The sequence below is a fragment of the Algibacter miyuki genome (genome assembly GCF_030409805.1).
GTDB classification, from domain to species: Bacteria; Bacteroidota; Bacteroidia; order Flavobacteriales; family Flavobacteriaceae; genus Algibacter; species Algibacter miyuki.
Genome location: NZ_JAUFQP010000010.1, coordinates 710,017 through 732,065, shown reverse-complemented (window position 1 = coordinate 732,065; position 22,049 = coordinate 710,017). Strand labels below are relative to the sequence as shown.

Here is a 22,049-nt window from a genome sequence, read left to right as displayed (position 1 = left end):
TAAAACCGTCAAAATGTAATTAAAAGGTGTTTAGTTGTAATTATTTGGTTTTTAAGTGTTTACTAAGGTGTTAGGTTGCTTTGTAATACTTTAACAATAGGTTTATAGCAGGTAAGAAGTGTAAGTTTAACCTCTCTTTGTTTAGAAGGAAGATATTTAAGAATCAAATACTATGGAAGTGGTATTAACTATATTACAGTAAAATTTAAAACGCGCGTTTAACTTTTATTTCAGTCGCTATAATTTTATCAACAGCTTGTCTGTATTTTACGGGGTTTGTGGCCTTTTTTATGGCTTTGTAAGTTTTTTGCGGATTTGATGTCGATTGAGAAAAGAATTCCCAAAAGCCAAGCATTTTCATTTTTATAGGTGTTGGTCCAGATAAATATGCGTCGTATTGTTGATAAATAGTATCATGGAATTCAGAAAAAATAGACCAACGATCCTTTGGGTATTCCGTAGTATTATTTTTTATCATACTAGGTAAAAATGGATCGGCAATTAAGCCACGTCCCATCATGAAATGATCGATACTTGGGAAACGTTCTTCAATAGCTTTGTATGTTGAAACGCTAGTAATATCACCATTATAATATAATTTGTGTTTGGTACTACTAATGCATTTTTCAAAAGCATCTAAATCTACAGGGCCTTTGTAAAGTTGCTTTCCAATTCGGGCATGAATAGCAATGTTTTTAAGTGGATATTGGTCTAAAATAGGAAAGGCATCTAGAATTTCTTCGGCATGTTCATAACCCATTCTCATTTTCATGGAAACCAAAATATCGGTTTCGTTATGGGCTTTGTGTAAAATGTCGTTAATTTTATTAGGATTACAAATCAATCCTGAACCCATACCAGATTTTGTCACCATAGGGTAAGGACAACCTAAATTCCAATTTAATTCTTTATAACCTAAGCTCTGTACGTACTTGGCAACAAAAATGAACTCGTCGGCATCGTTCGTCATCACTTGCGGAATAACCTCTAAAGTCGTGTTGTTTTCCGGTTGTAAATCATTTTGATACGATTGTTTAATTTTCAACTTTCCATTCAATCTAATATACGGCGCATAAAAGGTGTCGATACCTCCAAAATAATGATGGAAGGCGTTGCGAAAACGGAAATCGGTAAATCCTTGTAAAGGTGATGAAAGTAAAGTAGAAGCCATTTTGCTGTTTTGTGGGGCAAATATAGAGTAATTGGTTTGAAGGTGAATTTAGACCTAAACGAAATATGAAAATTTAAAGATGTTTCAATCCTTCATAAGTTACAATACTGACGGCATTCGCTATATTCAAACTACGCACATGTTCACTATACAGAGGGATTTTATAAAGCTGATTTGCGTAAGTTTCATTAATCCATTTTGGAAGACCAACCGATTCTTTTCCGAAAACAAGAAACAAATCGTCTTCAAAAGGAATATCCCAATGTTTTTTTTCACCATGGCTAGAAAGAAACGCCATTTTTTTATCATGATTAATTTTGAAGAATTCATCAATATTATCGTAATACGTAATAGAAAGATGTTTCCAATAATCTAATCCAGCACGTTTTAATCGCGCATCCGATATTTCAAAACCAAAAGGCTTTACAAGGTGTAAGTGTGAGCCCGATCCTAGAGCTAAACGGCCTATGTTTCCGGTGTTATTGGGGATTTCTGGTTCAACTAAAACGATGTTTAACGGCATTATTCTTTTGTGGTTTTAACTTTGGTTGCAACAGGTTTCATTATAATTCGTAACGTGCTGTCGTTATTAAAATAACTAATCATCCAATTCATGAAAATTAGAAGTTTGTTTTTGATACTCAAAATGAGCATTAAGTGAATAAACATCCAGGTAAACCAGGCCAAACGTCCTTGGAAACTAAATTTAGGCAAATCTACAACGGCTTTGCGTTTTCCAATGGTTGCCATAGAACCTTTATCGGTGTACTCGTAATCTTTTAAAGGCTTGTTTTTAACTTTTCTGTTTAAATTCTCGGCCAAAAGCGAAGCTTGTTGCAAAGCTACACTCGCTACTTGTGCATGGCCTTTCGGGAAATTAGGAGTTTCCATGTATGCAATATCTCCTAAGGCGTAAACATGTTTTAAACCAGTAACTTCGTTTTGGCGATTAACAATAAGTCGATTGCCACGAGTAATACAAGTTTCAGGGAAACCTTTAATAACATTTCCGGTTACACCTGCTGCCCAAATTACATTTTTAGAGTTTATTGTTTTTCCTGTATTTAGGGTAACAATGGTGCCATCATAATCTTTAACAAAGGTATTTGTAACTACGGAAACACCAAGTTCTTCTAAATACTTTTGAGACATTTTTTGAGAGCCTTCACTCATTGGACTCAGTGTGTTCGGACTGCCTTCTAATAAATATATTTTTAGTTTAGAGAAATCTTTATCAGGATAATCTTTAGGTAAAATGTGTTGTTTCATTTCTGCTAAAGCACCTGCTAACTCTACACCAGTAGGGCCTCCACCAACAATGACGAAATTTAGTAAAGTTTGAAGTTTTTCGGGGTCGGTGGTGTTAAGCGCGTTTTCAAAAGTTTGTAGAATTCTATTTCTAAGCTGTATGGCTTCAGGAATAGTTTTCATGGGGTAAGCGAAATTCTTTAGGTTTTCGTTCCCAAAATAATTGGTTGTACAACCAATAGAAATCACCAAATGGTCGTAATCAAAATCGCCAATAGGTGTGTTAACAAACTGGTCTTCGAAATTAATTTCCGCTACTTCTGTAATTCTAATTCTTACGTTTTTTGCCTTTTGAAAAACCTTTCGTAACGGAAAGGAAATACTTGCAGGTTCAAGCCTAGCCGTGGCTACTTGATACATAAGTGGTTGAAATTGGTGGTAATTTTGCTTGTCAATTAAATACACCTCGTAATTTGGGTGATTTATTAAGTCTTGTGCAAGTCTTAGTCCTGCGAAACCAGCACCAATAATTACAATTTTTTCTGTTTTACTCATGTTATCTTATTTTTAGGCAAGAATAAATTTTATTAATTTACTAACGATATTTGTTCTTTATTTTTTACTCATTTGAAATATTTTTAGGAGTACAATTCGTATTAATAGCACAAAAGGAAACCCGTGTAAAACAACATCAAACCAATCTTTAAGTTTCATGCCTGTTGCTCCACCTAGTATCCATTTAAGTTTACCTAGGATATGAGATTCAGGGAAAAAAGGCGCTAAACCTAAAGTTAAGCAAATTAGTAAAACAAGTTTCCAATCGTTTAGTACTTTCATTTTAACCGAGTATCGATTTCACAAATACATCCGTTTTGTTAACACCGTTTTCCGTAATGTGTTTTATAAATGCACTACCAATAATGGCGCCTTTAGCGTACGTTGTGGCTTGAGTAAAAGTTTCATTATCCGAAATTCCAAATCCAATAACCTGCGGGTTTTTCAAATTCATATCGGCAATACGTTTAAAATAGCTTGTTTGCTCGTCCCCAAAACCAGAACTGCTACCAGTAACACTTGCGCTACTTACCATATAAATGAATCCATTTGAAACCGAATCGATGAAATTAATACGCTCCACCGATGTTTGTGGTGTAATTAAAAACACATTTATTAGTCCGTATTTTTCAAAAACGGCTTGGTAATCTTCTTTATAAACATCTACCGGTAAATCTGGAATTATTAAACCATCGATACCTATTTCCTGACATTTTTTGCAAAACGCCTCCACACCATATTGTAACATCGGGTTAAAATAACCCATAATTATTAACGGAATAGATACGGTTTTTCTAATATCTTTTAACTGGTCGAAAAGCACTTCGGTGGTCATACCATTTTTTAGTGCTTGCGTAGAACTAGCCTGTATCGTTGGGCCATCGGCCAAAGGATCACTAAACGGAAGTCCAATTTCTATCATGTCTACACCATTTTTTTCTAAATCTTCAATAATGGAAACAGTGTTGGTTAAACTCGGGTAACCGGCTGTAAAATATATGGACAATAATTTTTTGTCTTCTTGTAATTTTTGGTTTATTCTATTCATTTTTAAGACTATTTTTTTCATTCCCTCGAAGGAGGGAATCTTTTAAATGTATTCGGAAAGGTCTTTCCAATCAGGGTTTAAACTATTTATTAAATTGATTTTCCAGGCTCTATTCCATTTCTTAATTTGTCGTTCTCTTTTTATTGAATTGTTTACGTATTTCGTTGTTTCAAAGTAAACTAATTTATCAACATTATATTTTCCTGTAAAGGATTTTGAACTATTGTTTTTATGTTGATTTAGCCTAACCTTTAATTGTTTAGTACGCCCAACATACAAAACTGTATGGTTCTTATTTGTTAATATGTAAACGTAATGTACGTCCATGGTTTTACTTTGAGATTTCCGCCTTCGCGGAAATGAAAAAATGAAACTTATATCTTAAAATATTCAATATAATTCTGTAAATCCTTATCACCACGTCCTGAAAGACTCACAACAACCACGTCGTCTGGTTTGAAGGTTTTTTCTTCAAAAATAGCCAGCGCATGCGAACTCTCAATAGCCGGAATAATACCTTCTAGTTTACATAAATCCAAACCAGCCGTCATAGCTTGATCATCGGTAATCGACATAAATTCAGCACGTCCCGTTTTGCATAAATGTGCGTGCATTGGGCCAACACCAGGATAATCTAAACCAGCCGAAATAGAGTAGGGCTCCGTAATTTGTCCGTCTTTAGTTTGCATTAACAAGGTTTTACAACCATGAATAACACCTTCGTGTCCTAAAACAGAAGTAGCAGCACTTTCTCCAGAATCTACACCTAAACCAGCCGCTTCAACAGCAATGATTTTTACATCTGGTTCGTGTAAATAGTGGTAGTACGTTCCGGCAGCATTACTTCCGCCACCAATACAAGCCACTACATAATCTGGGTTTTCTCTCCCAATTTGTTCTTTTAGTTGCCATTTTATTTCTTCGGAAATTACCGATTGAAATCTGGTAACCATATCCGGGTATGGATGTGGCCCAATAGCCGATCCAATAATATAGTGAGTGTTTACAGGGTTGTTAATCCAATCGCGAATCGCTTCGTTTGTAGCGTCTTTTAAAGTTCTACTTCCAGAAAGTGCAGGCACAACGGTAGCGCCTAACATTTTCATTCTAGCTACGTTCGGGGCTTGGCGTGCAATATCAATTTCGCCCATGTAAACAATACATTCTAGTCCCATTAAAGCACAAACAGTAGCGGTAGCAACACCGTGTTGTCCAGCTCCTGTTTCAGCAATAATTCGAGTTTTACCTAAGCGTTTGGCCATTAAAATCTGGCCAATAGTATTGTTTATTTTGTGTGCGCCCGTATGGTTTAGATCTTCACGCTTTAAATAAATTTTGGTATTGTATTTTTCAGAAAGACGTTTAGCAAAATACAAAGGTGATGGGCGACCAACATAATCTTTTAAAAGTTGATCGAATTCTTTTTTGAAATCTGGTTCGGCCATCACTTTTAAATAGTTTTGGCGTAACTCTTCCACATTTGGGTAAAGCATTTCTGGAATAAATGCACCACCAAATTCGCCGTAATAGCCTTTTTCGTTTACGTTATAATTCATCATGTTTTCTTTTGTCATTCCCTCGAAGGAGGGAATCTTATTTTTTGGTTTAATTTATAATGAATTCCACATCAACTGCGGAATGACAAACTTTGTTTAAAATTTTCTAATAATTTAATATCTTTTAATCCGGGTTCTATTTCAAACTTACTATTTACATCTAAAGCATAGCAGTATTTTGATGCCGTACTTTGTTGAAACTTTTTAACCGCTTCAATTTCATCGAAACCAATACCACCACTTAAAAAGAAGGGTTTGGTAGACGGGTAATTGTTTAGCACATTCCAATCGAAAGTGTATCCATTTCCGCCAGGGTGTTTTCCTTTGGTATCGAATAGAAAGTAATCGCAAACCGCTTCGTAAGGCTTTAAAACCTCAAAATTGAATTCGTTTTTAATAGAGAATACTTTAATGATTTCTGATACTTTTCCTTTTAAATCGTTACAATATTCCGGGGATTCTTCGCCGTGTAATTGAACAGCTTGTAAGTTGAATGTTTTTATTTTTTCAATAACAACTTGTAAATCTTCATTAACAAAAACACCAGTCTTTTTTATAGAATTTGATATTTCGGGAATGGATGTGTCGAAATTTCTAGACGATTTATCGTAGAATATAAAACCTAAATAGTCGGGCTGTAGGCCAGCGACTTCAGTCATATTATCTTGATATTTCATTCCGCAAATTTTCAGTTTCATGATGTTCAATTTGTGTTGTTCTAAAATAAATTCAGTAAAATTTTATTGATTCAATTGGTTTATAAAATCGGTAGCACTTGCCCCAGGATTATCCGTTTTCATAAAGTTTTCACCTATTAAAAATCCTTGATATCCAAAAGGCTGAAGTTCTTTAATGGCTTCAACGCTACTTATGCCGCTTTCTGATACTTTTACAAAATCGTTTGGTATCTGTGTGCTTAATAATTTACTGGTTTCTAAACTCACCTCGAAGGTTTTTAAATTTCTGTTATTTACACCAAGCATATCTAAACTTGGCATAATCGATTTATGTAATTCTTCTTCGTTATGTACTTCTAAAAGCACATCTAAATTTAAGCTTTTAGCAAACTCTGAGAATTGTTTTATTTCGTCTCGAGATAGAATAGCTGCAATAAGAAGAATAACATCAGCACCATAAGCCTTGGCTTCTAGCATTTGATATTCATCGATTATAAATTCTTTTCTAAGTAATGGTAAGTTGCAACTTGCTCTTGCTGTTAATAAATCGTCTAGAGAGCCTCCAAAGTATTTTCCATCGGTTAGAACAGACATGCCGCAAACGCCCGCATCTTGATACCCTTTTGCTACATCTTGAACGTTTAAGTTGTTATTAATTACAGATTTTGATGGCGATCGGCGTTTATGTTCGGCGATAATTCCGGATTTACTATTGCGTAGATTGTTTGCAAGAGAAACGGTTTGTCTTCCGAATAAAACAGATTGTTCTAATTGAGAAACTGGGATTAAACTTTTACGAAGTTCAACTTCCTTACGCTTATCTAATGTTATTTTGTCTAAAATATTCATGTTCTAGTCTTGAAGCCTGAGTCTTAAGTTTTGAGTGAGCAAACTGCCAACTGAATACTATCAACTGCAGACTTTTTTTATTTACTTAACTCAATTAATTTATCTAAACAGGTTTTTGCTTTTCCAGAAAACAACGATTCTTTTGCTAGTTCAAAACCTTCTTGATGCGAAATTTGTTTTGAAGTAGCAATAGCTAAACCGGCATTAGCACAAACTACGTTGTTTTGGGCTTCAGTTCCTTTTCCAGAAATGATCTCAACAAATATAGTTGCGGCATCTTTTATAGAGTCTCCACCAAAAATATCTTCTTGTTTAATTATTGAAACGCCTAAATCTTCAGGTGAAAAAAGTTTTTCGGTATGATTAGAAATAATTTTCGCTTTTCCTGTTAATGAAATTTCATCGTAACCATCTAAAGCGTAAACAATATTATAATTGTGCCCTGTGTTTTGAAATAAGAAACTATAAAGTCTCAAAACTTCTAAATTAAAAACACCTAAAACATGATTTTTTGGAAACGACGGATTTACTAAAGGCCCTAACATATTGAAAAAAGTTTTAACACCAAGTTCTTTACGAATAGGTGCTACGTTTTTCATTGCTGGGTGAAATAGTGGTGCATGTAAAATACATATACCTGCTTGGTCCAAAGCGCGTTTTAAAAAATCTTCATTATTAGAAAATTTCACACCTAAATGCTCCATAACATTTGAAGAACCTGATGTAGATGATACGCCATAATTTCCATGTTTAGAAACATGAACACCTGCACCTGCCGTAATAAAAGCCGATAGGGTAGAGATGTTGAATGTGTTTTTACCATCGCCACCAGTACCTACAATATCGATCGCGTTAAAATCGCTAAGATTTATGGGTAAGCAAAGCTCTAGAAGTGCATCTCTAAAACCTTTTAGTTCTTCGAGAGTAATGCTTCTCATCATAAAAACTGATAAAAAACATGCTATTTGGCTCGGGTTATACGCATCATTCGATATGTTTACCAAGATTTGTTTAGCCTCTTCGGTAGATAAGGTGTCGTGATTTATTAATCTGTTTAGTAAGTTCTTCATTTCTATAAAAGAGATAATTGTTACTGGTTAATAGTTGTTGGTTATTTGTGCACTTTCATTCGAGTAAGTTCTGTTTTACTGCGACTGAAAACTGAATACTGCTTTTAATTTTCCACCCAGTTTTTTAATATCGCTTTTCCGTTAGGTGTTAAAACCGATTCAGGATGATATTGTACACCACGAACATCGTAAACTTTATGGCGTAAAGACATAATTTGTCCGTTAGCATCTACCGATGTGGCTTCTAAACTTTCTGGTAAGTTTGGATTTACTACCCATGAGTGGTAACGCCCAACTTCTATGTTTTTATCTAAACCTTTAAATAAGATTTCGTCGTCTACGGTTATGGTAACATTTGTTGCTACACCGTGGTAAACGTCTTCTAGGTTTATAAGCGAACCTCCAAAAACTTCACCTATGGCTTGTTGGCCAAGGCAAACACCTAAAATGCTTTTTGTTGGTGCGTAGGTTTCTATAATGGCTTTTAGTAAACCAGCTTCGTCTGGAATTCCTGGGCCTGGCGATAGTACAATTTTATGGAACGGTTTAACATCGTCTAGAGTGAGTTTGTCGTTACGTACTACGGTAACATCGCAGTTTAAATCTTCTAGGTAATGAACTAGATTGTATGTGAAACTGTCGTAATTGTCTATGACTAGTACTTTCATAATTTTATTTTTTTTCAGATGACTCTGAATTTTATTTATTAGTCGAGTAAGTGTTGGTTTACTTTGACTTTTTTATTTTTATCTGAGTAAGCACTGTTTTACTGCAACTGCTCACTGCTACTTTTTCTTATTTTTTTCACTTTCTGTTCATTTTGCCTTGATGCAAAACGAACCAAAAAATCATGTTAATCTGATGAAATTCCTTCGGAACATTCGCTGAAAAACTTCATGCTTAAAACTTCGTTTTGCAGTTCCGTTTTTCGCTCATTATTTCTGCAGATTAACGTTTTCCAACTACGTCAGAATTTGGGAGTTTCACTTTTGTTATGTTTGTTTTTCTTTCCAATTTTTACTTCTTTTTTTTATCTGAGCAAGCTCTGTTAACTGCAACTACTCACTGTTGCTTTTTTTATTCATTCGAGTAAACACTGCCAACTGCTACTGAATACTGAGACTCTCTTCAAAGCCCGCCCCTTTTCGGGTAACGTCCAAATTATTTAAATGTCTTCGGCTACTTTTATGGCTTTTGTTAATGCGCCGAGTTTGTTAAATACTTCTTGTAGCTCGCTTTCGGCATTGGATTTTGATACCATTCCGGCGCCTGCTTGCCAGTTCAATTTATAATCTTTACTCAAAAAAGTACGGATCATGATGGCATGATTGAAATTGCCGTCGAAATCCATAAAGCCTATGGCTCCGCCGTAATAGCCACGACTTGTTTTTTCGTACTGCTCGATAAGTTGCATGGCACGGTGTTTTGGTGCGCCACTTAAGGTTCCTGCTGGAAAAGTATCGGCTACGACTTGCATAGTTGAAGTACTTTTGTGTTTTTTTCCAACGACTTTACTAACGAGGTGAATAACGTGTGAGAAAAACTGAACTTCACGGTAGGTTACTACTTTTACTTCGCTGCCGTGACGACTTAAATCGTTTCGTGCAAGATCGACAAGCATTACGTGTTCGGCGTTTTCTTTGTCGTCTTTTTTAAGTTTTTCTGCTAATATTTCATCTTTTTCCTCGTCGCCTGTACGTTTAAAAGTTCCGGCAATAGGGTGGATTTCTGCCATACCTTCGGAAACAATAAGTTGAGCTTCGGGCGAACTACCAAATATTTTAAAATCGCCATAATCGAAATAAAACAAGTATGGTGATGGGTTTATGCTACGAAGGGCGCGATAGATATTGAAATCGTCGCCAGTAAATTCTTGTGAAAAACGACGTGATAATACGAGTTGAAAAACATCGCCTCGTGCACAGTGTTTACGTGCTAATTCAACTTGATTTTTAAATTCGTCGTCGGTTAAATTAGATTGTATATCACCTTTAGATTTGAAATTATAAGATGCAAAGTTTTGCACGTTTATAAGTTTATCAATGGCATCGATATTATTTTCGGCATCATCATAACAATGCGCGAAAATATAAGCTTCATTTTTGTAATGGTTTATGGCAATGATATTTTTGTAAACCGCATAATAGATATCTGGTATAACTACCGAGTTGTCTTTTTTACTAATTTGTACATCTTCAAAATAACGTACGGCATCGTAAGCAGTGTAACCAAATATACCGTTGTTTATAAACTTAAAATCTTCGTCGGATTGTGGTTTAAAACGTTTGGTGAAATCGTGAATTTCATCGGCTACATTTATTTCGCTTGTAATATTAAGTGAAGTTGAACTGCCATCTGGAAAAGTTTGCGATATCACTTCATTCTCTACCTTTATAGAGGCGATTGGATTGAAACAGATGTACGAGAAGTTTTTATGACTTCTATGGTAGTCGCCACTTTCTAATAGAATGCTATTTGGGTATTTATCGCGTATTTTATAGTAAACGGATACAGGTGTAATGGTATCTGTTAATATTTTTTTGTGATGTGTGTATAGACTAAATTTTTCCATTTATTGTTTTTTGTATTTCGGCAAATGGCCAAAAAGTGAACAGTTATAAAATAAAAAAAAGGCTTGTCGTGAATGACAAGCCTTTTGGATATTTTTAAGTTTTAAATATACTCGGGTTTCTTCACGAATTTTAGTTTCGAAAGTTCCACCACCAAGAATTATTTAAAGATATGTTCATTGTTATTTTTTATGTTGGTTCAAAGATAAAGATTGAAAAAGTATTAAACAAAACTTTATTCATTTTTTACGAAAAAATCAGGATTATTCATTTTTGTTTAGTAATTCGTTGCTAAAAAAGACTGTTGTAACAAGTACAACAGTCTTGGTTGGTTACTAAGGGTTTTAGGAAAATTATTGCTAATTCGCCTAAAGTTGAAAAAAATCAACTTTATCGTCAGTAGTAAAACGGCTACCTTGTATTTATTTATGTTGTAATAATTTTTTGTTTTTACAGAAGCGTTAAAATTCTAATACATTTCAATCCTCATAAAATTTGAGTATTGACATTGGGAGTAGACTTCACATACTTGTTGTAATAATAAAATTTATAGAGAGGGAGATAATAAATTTTAATTATTAAATAACAGAGGGACTTGTTATTACACAAATGTATATAATTTGAATTTAATTCTCAAAATTTTATAATAATTTGTTAAACAGCAGTAAAAGTCATACAGGATTAATTAATTTTATAGATATGAAACATTATCTATTTTTAGCCGTCGTATTCTTGATGGTTGCTTGTTCTAATAAGAAGAAAAACATCGAGGAAAATGTTAAGGATTTGGCGGTGTCTGAAAATTTGAAAGAAGCCGATGTGCAGCTAGAGGTTTATGATTTTGATGGATTTGAAAAATTCTTAAATATTAAAGACGATAAAATTCATGTGATTAATTTCTGGGCCACTTGGTGTGCACCTTGCGTTAAAGAATTGCCTTATTTTGAAAAACTGAAAGCCGAACACGAAGAAGTTGATTTTGTTTTAGTGAGCTTAGATTTTCCGCATTTATATGATACGAAGTTGAAACCTTTTATGCGGAAACATAAATTAAAATCGAAAGTCATCGCTCTAGATGATGTCGACTCTAATACATGGATTCCTAAGGTAGGTGAAACATGGTCTGGATCCATTCCAGCCACTATTATTTACAAGAACGGAAAAAGAAAATTTTACGAACAATCTTTTACTTACGAAGAATTAGAACATGAATTAAAACAATTTTTAAACGAATAACTATGAAAAAAATAATTAAAATTTGGTCTGTACTGCTGGTTGTAATTTGCGCAAGTGCCTTTACTATGCATACTCCCATAACAGGGGACGGCTATCAAATTGGTGATATTGCAGACGATTTTTCGTTAAAAAACATTGATGGTAAAATGGTGTCGCTTTCCGATTATAATAATGCCAAAGGTTTTATTGTTACATTCACTTGTAACACTTGTCCGTACGCCGTAATGTATGAAGATCGTATTGTTGATCTTGATAAAAAATACGCAAAGTTGGGGTATCCGGTAATTGCTATAATGCCCAATAATACAGATGTTATGCCCGGTGATAGTTTCGAAGCCATGAAACAACGTGCCGCAGAAAAAGGTTTTACATTTCCATATCTACTAGATAAAGATCAAAGCATATATCCGAAATTTGGAGCCACTAAAACACCACATGTGTTTATTTTGGAAAAAACAAATAAAGGGAATGAAGTAAAATATATTGGAGCGATAGATGATAATTATAAAGACGCAAATGCGGTAAAAACGAAATATGTTGAAGATGCTATCGATGCCTTATTATCAGGAAAATCAGTGCCAGAAACCGAAACTCGCGCTATTGGGTGTGGTATAAAAAGTTAATTTTTCAGAATAGATTTTTATTTATTAAAACTAAAAAGAGCGTTATATAAAGATCCGGAGTGTAATACTTCGGATTTTTTTCGTCTATCCCTATAGAAATATTAAATTTGTTTTCAACTTAATAGAATTAAAATAAAATATAAAAACATAAACATGGAAGATTTAACACAAGAAGAATGGGTTGAGCAATTGGCAAAAGATGATAATGCTGTTGTTTTAGACGTTAGAACCGATGCAGAAGTAGCCGAAGGTATTATCCCGAACGCAATACATATCGATATTTACAAAGGGCAAGAATTTATAAATGAAATTGAAGCGCTTGATAAAAGTAAAAACTTTTATGTGTATTGCCGATCTGGAAATAGAAGTGGTCAAGCCTGTGCAATCATGGATCAATTAGGATTCGAGAATGCTTATAATTTAGAAGGCGGTATGCTAGAATGGACAGGTGATGTTGTAGATTTATAAACCATGAAACAATTTAAATTAATAACACTAAGTCTCATTTTTTGTGCATTAATGTTTAGTTGTAATGCACAAAATAACGAGCATATTATCGAGGTATCTCCAGAGGAACTTCAGCAGGTCTTGAAACAGGAAAAAGACATTCGAATTATTGATGTTAGAACCCCAGAAGAATTTGAAGCTGGACATATTGAAGGAGCTGAAAATATCAATTTTTTTGATTCAGATTTTGAAACAAGAGTAGGATTAATTGATAATAGAAAATCATTGGTTATTTATTGTAAATCAGGACGTAGAAGTGGTAAAAGTCAAGAGGTTTTTACCAAATTAGGCTTTAATAAAATCTACAATTTGGAAGGCGGAATATTAGGATGGAAGTCTGAAGGCTTTAAAACAAAGTAGTATTTCGTATATATTTTTATCGTTTGTCTATTTTATTTACTGATGGACTTTTAAATTCGTTTTTTTTAATGGTTTTTATTACATTTAATAAGAATTTATATTTATTCCTAACCCGTCTAAAATGTAAATGATTTTATTAATTAATCCCTCAAAGAACTTATGGAAAATGGTTTCGTAATTATCGGTATAATAGCTATGTTATTTATTAGCATGTATGGCTATTCTTATTTGTCTGTAGCTAAGGAAAAAGCAAGACAAAAGCAAGAAAACAAAGACATGCTTGAAGCGCAAGAGTTAAGAAGAAAAGCACGCTTAGAAAAACAAGAATCTATGTTAGAACGCGTTAGAAGTTTCAATAAACGTAAAGAAGAAATTCGAGTAGAATTAGAGCTACTTGATAAAATGAAACAAAAACAAATAGCTAGTTAATAGGTATTTAGTCAATAAATAGTAAAGTCATATAGATGAAAATTTATATGGCTTTTTTTGTGCCTATTTTCTAAAAATAGAATCTGAAATATTTCATTAATATCAAATTATTTCTATATTTGCATAACAGACCAGACCAGACCGGTTTTTGTTATGAATTTCACAATAGATACAAATAGCGAAGTACCTAAATACCAGCAGCTCGTTAATGCTATAAATAATGAGCTTGCTAATAATAGGTTAGTGAGTGGAGATGCTTTGCCATCGGTAAATGTGGTTTGCAAAACACTTCAACTGTCTCGCGATACGGTTTTTAAAGCTTATTCTATATTAAAAGAACATGGCGTAATCGAGTCTGTACCCAATATAGGATATTATGTAGCCCACGAGAACCGAAAAGTGCTATTGTTGTTAGATACCTTTAAGGCTTATAAGGAAGTGTTGTATCACGCCTTTGTATATAACCTTCCGGATAATGTTATTGTCGATATTCAGTTTCATCATTATAATATCGAAAATTTTAAAACCATACTTCACAATAGCAAAGGGAAATATTTTAAATATGTGGTCATGACTTTTGATAATCCCGAAGTGCCAGAAGTTATTTCAGAAATAGATAATGCTAAGTTGCTTTTAATAGATTGGAATGTTTACGCCAATAAAAACAATAACTTCGTGTTTCAAGATTTTGGAAAATCGTTTTATAATGCTTTAACGGAAGCTACAACGGCTTTTCGAAAGTATAAAAAACTGGTATTTGTTTACCCAACATTCACCAGCCATCCATCAGAAGCCGTAACATATTTTAAAGATTACTGTAAAAAGGAAGAGTTCGATTTCGAAATAGTGACCAATCCAAAAGCATTCAGCATAAAAAAGCAAGAAGCCTACATCAGTGTAAGCGATCGTGTTTTAGGTTTTTTCTTAGAGCAATGCCGTTCTAATAATTTTGAGCCCGGAACCGATGTTGGTTTTTTATCCTATAATGAAACCCCGATGAAACAATTCATATATAAGGGCATTTCGGTTATTTCTACCGATTTTAAACAATTGGGAGCCAAAGCAGCCGAATTTGTTAGCGAAGACAAAACAATTCAAGAATACATACCCACCAAACTAATTTTAAGAGACTCACTATGATGAATTATAACTTAGGAATCGATATTGGCAGCTCGTCAATAAAAGTTGCGTTAGTAGAAGTAGAAACAGGCAAAAGTTTAGCCGTAGCTCAAGAGCCAAAAGAGGAAATGAGCATGGTTGCCAAGGAAAATGGTTGGGCCGAGCAAAACCCAAACGATTGGTGGCTGCATACCTGTAACGCCATTCAAAAACTAAAAAAAGAATACAATATTAGTCGCACACAAATAAAAGGTATTGGTATTTCGTATCAAATGCACGGTTTGGTTGTAGTCGATAAAAATGGAGAACCATTGCGTAAAAGTATCATTTGGTGCGATAGCCGTGCGGTAGAAATTGGACATAAAGCTTTCGCTGAAGTTGGCGAGGCTAAATGTGCCGAGCATTTACTTAATTCTCCAGCAAACTTTACAGCTTCAAAATTAAAATGGGTAAAAGATAACGAGCCCGATATTTATAGTAAAATTCACAAATTTATGTTGCCTGGCGATTATGTGGCGTATAAATTTTCAAATAAAATAAATACAACAATTTCAGGACTTTCCGAAGGTATCTTTTGGGATTTTAAAAATGATAGTGTAGCCAATTTTCTATTGGAACATTACGGTATTAGTGCAGATTTAATTCCCGACATTGTAGATACTTTTGGTAACCAATCTCAAGTTGATGAAACTGGTGAAAAAGAAAGTGGCATAGCTGCCGGAACACCAATTTATTACCGCGCCGGAGATCAACCAAATAATGCACTGTCGTTGAATGTATTCAATCCAGGCGAAGTAGCTGCAACCGGTGGAACATCAGGTGTTGTCTATGCTGTAACAGATAGTCTTTCGGGTAAAGAGAGCACACGAGTAAATAATTTTGCACACGTAAACTATACTAAAGAAAACAAAAATATAGGTAAATTATTAAACATCAATGGGGCTGGAATTCAGTACCGTTGGTTACTAAATAACCTCGATGTAAGTTCTTACGAAGAGATGAATAATATTGCATCCGAGATTCCAATTGGGTCAGATGGAGTATGCATTTTACCATTTGGAAACGGCGCCGAGCGTATGCTAAACAACAAAAGTATTGGCACGCGTATGGTAAACGTAAACCTTAACAATCACAACAAAGCACATCTATGTCGGGCTGCTTTGGAAGGTATTGCCTTTTCATTTTTATATGGCATGGAAATTCTAAAATCCGATGGTATTAAAGCTAGCGTAATCCGTGCTGGCAACGATAACTTATTCCGTTCCGAGATTTTTGCAAACACCGTAGCAACCCTAATTGGGCAAGAAATAGAAATATATAATACCACCGGAGCTATTGGTGCGGCACGTGCAGCAAACCTGCATAAAGGCGATTTTGAGGCCTTTGGAAAAACTATAATGGACAACGATCATGTTATGACGTTTATGCCGTTTAAAGACAAAACACCATACACCGAAGCATACAATAACTGGAAAAAAGAACTAGAACTCGTATTAAATAAATAATTAGGGCGTTACCACAAGGGTCGGGCTTTACGTTACAAGTCCTCGCACTTCCTGCGTCAGGCTGTGGGCTTTTCACTGCAATCCCTAACGCAAACAAACATTAGAAAAATAAAAAATAATATCAACAAATAATTTAACATTATGGCTACTAAAGAATATTTTAAAGGCATTAGCAACATTAAATTTGAAGGTAAGGAATCTGATAATCCATTAGCATTCAAATATTACAATCCGGACCAGGTTGTAGCAGGAAAAACCATGAAAGAATGGTTTAAATTTTCAATTGCTTACTGGCATACATTCTGTGGGCAAGGTGGAGATCCATTTGGTCCAGGAACACAAAGTTTTGAGTGGGATAAATCATCAGATCCAATTCAAGCGGCAAAAGATAAAGCCGATGCAGCTTTCGAATTTATTGGAAAAATGGGATTCGATTATTTCTGTTTCCACGATTTCGATTTAATTCAAGAAGGTGCAACATTTGCAGAGTCAGAAAGTAGATTAGAGACTATCACAGATTACATAAAAGGTAAACAAGCCGAAAGTGGTGTTAAATTACTTTGGGGAACAGCGAACTGTTTTTCAAACCCACGTTATATGAATGGTGCGGCTACAAATCCAGATTTCGATGTGGTAGCTAGAGCAGGCGGACAAGTAAAATTAGCTTTAGATGCAACTATTAAGTTAGGTGGTGAAAACTACGTGTTCTGGGGAGGTCGTGAAGGTTACATGTCTTTATTAAATACCGATATGGGACGCGAATTAGACCACATGGGACAATTTTTAACCATGGCTAGAGATTATGCTAGAGCACAAGGTTTTAAAGGTAATTTCTTTATCGAGCCTAAGCCAATGGAGCCATCTAAACACCAATACGATTTCGATTCGGCTACAGCTATCGGTTTCTTAAGAGAATATGGTTTAGATAAAGATTTCAAAATAAACATAGAAGTAAACCATGCAACATTAGCGCAACACACATTCCAACACGAAATAGAAACGGCTGCAAAAGCTGGTATGTTAGGAAGTTTAGATGCTAACCGCGGCGATTACCAGAATGGCTGGGATACCGATCAATTTCCAAATAACATTCAAGAAACTACAGAAGCTATGTTAGTTTTCATGAAAGCTGGTGGTTTACAAGGCGGAGGTGTTAATTTCGATGCTAAAATTAGAAGAAACTCAACCGATTTAGACGATGTATTCCATGCGCATATTGGTGGAGCAGATACTTTTGCTAGAGCATTATTAACAGCCGATAAAATTATTACAGATTCAGCTTACGATAAATTACGTACAGAGCGTTACAGTTCTTTCGATGCTGGAAAAGGTAAAGATTTTGAAGCTGGTAAATTAAATTTACAAGATTTATATAAAATTGCTCAAGACAATGGTGAGCTGCAATTAAAAAGCGGTAAGCAGGAATTGTTTGAGAATATTATCAATCAGTACATATAGATTCAAGACGAAAGAGAATCTGCAAATTCTCTAAATGTTCAATTTTAAAAAGCTCGAAAAGCAATTGGTTTTCGAGCTTTTTTCATTTTTTAATGAAAATCAACTTTTTTTAATTCAAAAACGAGTGGTTTTTTGCTATTCGGAAACAGCGTTCTTCTCCTAAGAATAATGGATTTCCATGTTTCTCAGACCAAAAACCTTCGAGTAAATCGGGTGTTAAGCATTTGTAAACTACAACGCCTTTGAAAATGTTACCGTCTTCCCCTTCATAATTAAAATTAATGACCAAAATGTGGTCTTTAAAAAATCCAGTGCCTTTTTGGCTCTGGTCTGGTCCAATCATCCAATGGGCTATTATTCTTTGGTGCTCGTCTAATGACAGAGTTAGGGTTCCCGAATAAGCCGTTTTATGTTCGTCTTGGTTAGAGCCTTCAATAGAAAACTCTCCAATAATATCGTTTATCGTCATATTGAACAAAGTTATTGATTTTAAACAGCTAAAATCTTTAAAAACAGGGATTACTTTTTTAGAAATGTTTAAATTGGAGTATTATTGCATAATTGAATTCTTCCGAGAATTCAATTCATCTAAAATTATAAATTTTGATTAAATACATATGTTTTTTATTGTTTTCAATCAGTCTCTTTGGGCAGGAAGTTAATATTCCGACTAAGTTCTTAGAGAATGGTAGTTTGTATAAAAAATTGGATACTAATTCGAATCAGTTATCTCAAGTTATTACAACTTTTTCCGAAAAGGAAAAGTGTGTTGTTGTGGGGTATTTGGGCCGCGATAATTATAAAGTGCAGTATAAAGAATGGGTTGGTATTGTAAAAGATGTTGATTTATTGGTTACTGAAGCGATGTCCGATTTGTATTTCGATTTTCAAGAAAAAGAAAGTCAAAAGGCCGTTGAGCTCGAACGTATAAGAAAAGTTGAAATGCAAGAAGTGATTCAATATGGAAAAGTGCTCTCCAAAGAAAAACGATTGCAAATAAAAAATGATGCTATAGCAAAAGAAAAAGCAGAGGCTATAGAAAAACAGCGTGTTGCCGATTCTATAAGTCAAGCTAAAGCAGAGGCTATCGCTAAAAAGCATGCCGAGGAATTAGAAGCTAAGCGTGTTAAAGATTCTATTGAAAAGGCAGAGATTGCCCAGCGTGAACGTTTAGCGTTTGAAGCCAAGCAGGAAGAAGCTAGAAAAGAAGCAGCGCTATTGGAAATAAGACGCATAAACGATTCGATAACAAAAGCTGAAACAGCCGAAAAAGAACGATTAGAAATTGCTCGGGCTCAGGCCTTAAAGTTGGCTGCTGAGGCTGAAGTTATACGGGTTAAAGATTCTATAAAGCAAGCTAAAATATTAAAAAAGGAACGCGAAGATCAAGAAAAAATACAAGCTCAAGCAGAGAAGCTAGAAGCTAAACGCATTAAAGATTCTACTGAACAGGCTGAAACTGCCAAGCGTGAACGTTTAGCGTTTGAAGCCAAGCAGGAAGAAGTTAGAAAAGAAGCTGCGCTATTAGAAATAAGACGGGTAAACGATTCGATAGCAAAAGCTGAAACAGCTGCAAAAGAACGTTTGGAAATGCTCCGAGAACAAGCGCTTAAACAAGCAGCGGAAGACGAGAAGCAACGTGTAAAAGATTCTATAATTGAAGCCAAAACCATTGAGAAAGCACGTTTAGAACGCGAACGTATTCAAGAATTAGAAAGAAAACAAGCAGAGAAACTAGAAGCTAAACGCATTAAAGATTCTATTGAACAGGCTGAAACTGCCGAGCGTGAACGTTTAGCGTTTGAAGCCAAGCAGGAAGAAGCTAGAAAAGAAGCAGCGCTATTGGAAATAAGACGGGTAAACGATTCGATAGCAAAAGTTGAAACAGCTGCAAAAGAACGTTTGGAAATGCTCCGAGAACAAGCGCTTAAAAAAGCGGCGGAAGTCGAAAAGCAACGAGTAAAAGATTCTATAATTGAAGCCAAAACCATTGAGAAAGCACGTTTAGAACGCGAACGTATTCAAGAATTAGAAAGAAAACAAGCCGAGAAACTAGAAGCTAAACGCATTAAAGATTCTACTGAACAGGCTGAAACTGCCGAGCGTGAACGTTTAGCGTTTGAAGCCAAGCAGGAAGAAGCTAGAAAAAAAGCTGCGCTATTAGAAATAAGACGTGTAAATGATTCGATAGCAAAAGCTGAAACAGCTGCAAAAGAACGTTTGGAAATGCTGCGAGAACAAGCGCTTAAACAAGCAGCGGAAGACGAAAAGCAACGTGTAAAAGATTCTATAATTGAAGCCAAAACCATTGAGAAAGCACGTTTAGAACGCGAACGTATTCAAGAATTAGAAAGAAAACAAGCTGAGAAACTAGAAGCTAAACGCATTAAAGATTCTACTGAACAGGCTGAAACTGCCGAGCGTGAACGTTTAGCGTTTGAAGCCAAGCAGGAAGAAGCTAGAAAAGAAGCTGCGCTATTAGAAATAAGACGCGTAAACGATTCGATAGCAAAAGCTGAAACAGCTGCAAAAGAACGTTTGGAAATGCTCCGAGAACAAGCGCTTAAAAAAGCGGCGGAAGTCGAGAAGCAACGTGTAAAAGATTCTATAATTGAAGCCAAAACCATTGAGAAAGCACGTTTAGAACGCGAACGTATTCAAGAATTAGAAAGAAAACAAGCCGAGAAACTAGAAGCTAAACGCATTAAAGATTCTACTGAAAAAGCTGAAACAGCACAGAAGAATCGAATCATATTCGAAAAGGAAAAAGAAAGAGCAGAACAGCGAACGGCAGAGTTAGAAGCAAAACGTATTCAGGATGAACTTGACCGTGCCGCAGAAGCTGAAAAAGAACGATTAGAAGCTGTTTTAAAACAGAAGAAAGAAGAGGAAGCTATTCGTGTAAAGGATTCTATTGCACATGCTGAAGTTTTAGAAAAACAAAGGGAAGCTTTAGAAAAAGAACAAGAAAGAGTAAGAGCTCTAGCAAAGGAGCTTGAAGAAGAGCGCTTAAAAAATGCCGCGGCTCAGGCCGAAGTATTAGAAAAAGCGCGTTTAGAAGATGAGAAAGAACAAGAGCGTGTAAGAAAACGAATAGCAGAAATTGAGGCAAAGCGTGTTAGTGATTCAGTAGTTAAAGCTGAGGCTGCAGAAAGCACACGATTAATTTTTGAAAGAGAAAAACAGGAAGCTGAAAAAAGAGCCGTAGAATTGATTGTGAAACGCGCTAAAGACTCTATAATGCGTGTACAACAAGCTAAATTAGAGCAAGCAAATTATGAAAAAACTCAGGCTTTAAAACGGTTAAAAGAACTGGAGTTGAAACGAGTAAACGACTCTATTAAACAAGCAAGTGCCGATAAAATACAACAGCTAGAACAGGAGCGTGCACAAGCTATAAAGGCCGCTGTGGAGCTAGAAGCAAATAGAATAAGGGACTCTATTACTAATATTAGAAATGCTGAAAAACAGCACGAATCACAAGTGGCTGAAAAAGAAAACTCTGCAAGAATGCAGTTTAGAAATACGTGCCATTATTTACTGGACGAGTACGATAGTTTTACCAAGAAAGTAACCATAAAAACAGAACCTTATGATATTTCGGAAAACATAACTGTCGAGCTATTTAAGTATGGTAATAAAGCATCCGTGTTTATTAATTCGCCTATAGATTTAGGCTGTGTAAGCTACCTATCTAACAACCGTTCCTCAGTAATTGTTCGTTTAGAAAACAACCAGGTGATTACTTTATATCACTCCTGGAATATGGAATGTGGTGAGTTCTTGTTTAAAGCTAATTTAACACAATCGCAAATTTCTCAACTAGAAAAATCGCCAATTAAGTCTCTTAAATTAAAGGGAACCAAAGGCTATAGAGAAGTAGAAAACTTAAGTTATAACACGTTTTTTATGGATAAACTAAATTGTATAAAATAATTTGAACGGTTTAGTGCTGGTTTTTATTGTTTTAGATTAAAAAGAAGAAAACGGAATGATTTAAATGTTTATCTTTATGTTGTTCAGGGGTTTATGTGTGTTTTGTTGAGGTGCTTAATTTGCAAAAAATCA

General features: G+C 35.0%; 22 protein-coding genes. 9 read left to right on the top strand and 13 right to left on the bottom strand.

The annotated features are described in order from the left end of the window. Window positions 1-205: 205 nt before the first annotated feature. The 12 genes from QWY92_RS11060 to QWY92_RS11005 all read right to left on the bottom strand — a co-directional run bounded on the left by QWY92_RS11060 (window position 206) and on the right by QWY92_RS11005 (window position 10,746). Complete coding sequence (locus tag QWY92_RS11060) at window positions 206-1,171, bottom strand: tRNA dihydrouridine synthase (RefSeq protein WP_290271220.1); 966 nt, start codon at window positions 1,169-1,171, stop codon at window positions 206-208. A 73-nt stretch (window positions 1,172-1,244) separates the two neighbouring features. Then, a complete protein-coding gene (locus QWY92_RS11055) occupies window positions 1,245-1,694 on the bottom strand; it encodes a tRNA (cytidine(34)-2'-O)-methyltransferase (RefSeq protein WP_290271218.1) in 450 nt (149 codons plus the stop codon). After that, a complete protein-coding gene (locus QWY92_RS11050; RefSeq protein WP_290271216.1) occupies window positions 1,694-2,974 on the bottom strand; it encodes an NAD(P)/FAD-dependent oxidoreductase in 1,281 nt (426 codons plus the stop codon). The genes QWY92_RS11055 and QWY92_RS11050 overlap by 1 nt, the downstream gene beginning before the upstream one ends. A 57-nt stretch (window positions 2,975-3,031) precedes the next feature. Next, window positions 3,032-3,256 (bottom strand): hypothetical protein, encoded by a 225-nt coding sequence (locus QWY92_RS11045; RefSeq protein ID WP_290271215.1) that lies wholly within the window; start codon window positions 3,254-3,256, stop codon window positions 3,032-3,034. Window position 3,257: 1 nt separating this feature from the next. Further along, window positions 3,258-4,022, bottom strand: a complete 765-nt coding sequence (gene trpA, locus QWY92_RS11040) for a tryptophan synthase subunit alpha (protein WP_290271212.1) — start codon at window positions 4,020-4,022, stop codon at window positions 3,258-3,260. A gap of 42 nt (window positions 4,023-4,064) precedes the next feature. Continuing rightward, entirely contained in the window at window positions 4,065-4,349 is a 285-nt protein-coding gene (locus QWY92_RS11035; protein ID WP_042501141.1) for a GIY-YIG nuclease family protein, read from the bottom strand. Between the two features lie 47 nt (window positions 4,350-4,396). Further along, window positions 4,397-5,578, bottom strand: a complete 1,182-nt coding sequence (trpB, locus tag QWY92_RS11030) for a tryptophan synthase subunit beta (protein ID WP_290271603.1) — start codon at window positions 5,576-5,578, stop codon at window positions 4,397-4,399. Between the two features lie 71 nt (window positions 5,579-5,649). Then, entirely contained in the window at window positions 5,650-6,276 is a 627-nt protein-coding gene (locus QWY92_RS11025; RefSeq protein ID WP_290271207.1) for a phosphoribosylanthranilate isomerase, read from the bottom strand. Window positions 6,277-6,318: 42 nt separating this feature from the next. Then, window positions 6,319-7,104: an indole-3-glycerol phosphate synthase TrpC gene (gene trpC / locus QWY92_RS11020; protein WP_290271206.1), complete on the bottom strand. Its 786-nt coding sequence runs from the start codon at window positions 7,102-7,104 to the stop codon at window positions 6,319-6,321. Window positions 7,105-7,181: 77 nt separating this feature from the next. Continuing rightward, entirely contained in the window at window positions 7,182-8,174 is a 993-nt protein-coding gene (gene trpD, locus QWY92_RS11015) for an anthranilate phosphoribosyltransferase (RefSeq protein WP_290271205.1), read from the bottom strand. Window positions 8,175-8,278: 104 nt separating this feature from the next. Beyond that, window positions 8,279-8,845: an anthranilate synthase component II gene (locus QWY92_RS11010; RefSeq protein WP_290271585.1), complete on the bottom strand. Its 567-nt coding sequence runs from the start codon at window positions 8,843-8,845 to the stop codon at window positions 8,279-8,281. Window positions 8,846-9,339: 494 nt separating this feature from the next. Further along, entirely contained in the window at window positions 9,340-10,746 is a 1,407-nt protein-coding gene (locus QWY92_RS11005; RefSeq protein WP_290271204.1) for an anthranilate synthase component I family protein, read from the bottom strand. 697 nt (window positions 10,747-11,443) lie between these two features. Here QWY92_RS11005 and QWY92_RS11000 point away from each other — a divergent pair. The 8 genes from QWY92_RS11000 to xylA all read left to right on the top strand — a co-directional run bounded on the left by QWY92_RS11000 (window position 11,444) and on the right by xylA (window position 17,981). Further along, window positions 11,444-11,980: a TlpA family protein disulfide reductase gene (locus tag QWY92_RS11000; RefSeq protein ID WP_290271201.1), complete on the top strand. Its 537-nt coding sequence runs from the start codon at window positions 11,444-11,446 to the stop codon at window positions 11,978-11,980. 2 nt (window positions 11,981-11,982) lie between these two features. Beyond that, window positions 11,983-12,603 (top strand): thioredoxin family protein, encoded by a 621-nt coding sequence (locus QWY92_RS10995; protein WP_290271199.1) that lies wholly within the window; start codon window positions 11,983-11,985, stop codon window positions 12,601-12,603. A gap of 153 nt (window positions 12,604-12,756) precedes the next feature. Continuing rightward, window positions 12,757-13,071, top strand: a complete 315-nt coding sequence (locus QWY92_RS10990; protein ID WP_290271197.1) for a rhodanese-like domain-containing protein — start codon at window positions 12,757-12,759, stop codon at window positions 13,069-13,071. 3 nt (window positions 13,072-13,074) lie between these two features. Beyond that, window positions 13,075-13,470, top strand: coding sequence for a rhodanese-like domain-containing protein (locus QWY92_RS10985; protein WP_290271196.1), 396 nt, complete (start codon window positions 13,075-13,077; stop codon window positions 13,468-13,470). 159 nt (window positions 13,471-13,629) lie between these two features. Then, window positions 13,630-13,899, top strand: coding sequence for a hypothetical protein (locus QWY92_RS10980; protein WP_290271194.1), 270 nt, complete (start codon window positions 13,630-13,632; stop codon window positions 13,897-13,899). 153 nt (window positions 13,900-14,052) lie between these two features. Continuing rightward, the gene (locus tag QWY92_RS10975; RefSeq protein WP_290271192.1) at window positions 14,053-15,039 is read left to right on the top strand and encodes a GntR family transcriptional regulator; all 987 of its coding nucleotides are present in this window, start codon (window positions 14,053-14,055) and stop codon (window positions 15,037-15,039) included. Further along, entirely contained in the window at window positions 15,039-16,523 is a 1,485-nt protein-coding gene (locus QWY92_RS10970) for a xylulokinase (RefSeq protein WP_290271584.1), read from the top strand. The genes QWY92_RS10975 and QWY92_RS10970 overlap by 1 nt, the downstream gene beginning before the upstream one ends. A 141-nt stretch (window positions 16,524-16,664) precedes the next feature. Continuing rightward, entirely contained in the window at window positions 16,665-17,981 is a 1,317-nt protein-coding gene (xylA, locus tag QWY92_RS10965) for a xylose isomerase (RefSeq protein ID WP_290271189.1), read from the top strand. 109 nt (window positions 17,982-18,090) lie between these two features. Here the strand turns inward: xylA and QWY92_RS10960 are convergent, their stop codons facing one another. After that, window positions 18,091-18,450: a hypothetical protein gene (locus QWY92_RS10960; protein ID WP_290271186.1), complete on the bottom strand. Its 360-nt coding sequence runs from the start codon at window positions 18,448-18,450 to the stop codon at window positions 18,091-18,093. Window positions 18,451-18,584: 134 nt separating this feature from the next. Between QWY92_RS10960 and QWY92_RS10955 the strand changes: the two genes are divergently transcribed. After that, window positions 18,585-21,917, top strand: a complete 3,333-nt coding sequence (locus tag QWY92_RS10955) for a hypothetical protein (RefSeq protein WP_290271185.1) — start codon at window positions 18,585-18,587, stop codon at window positions 21,915-21,917. The last annotated feature ends 132 nt before the right edge of the window (window positions 21,918-22,049 follow it).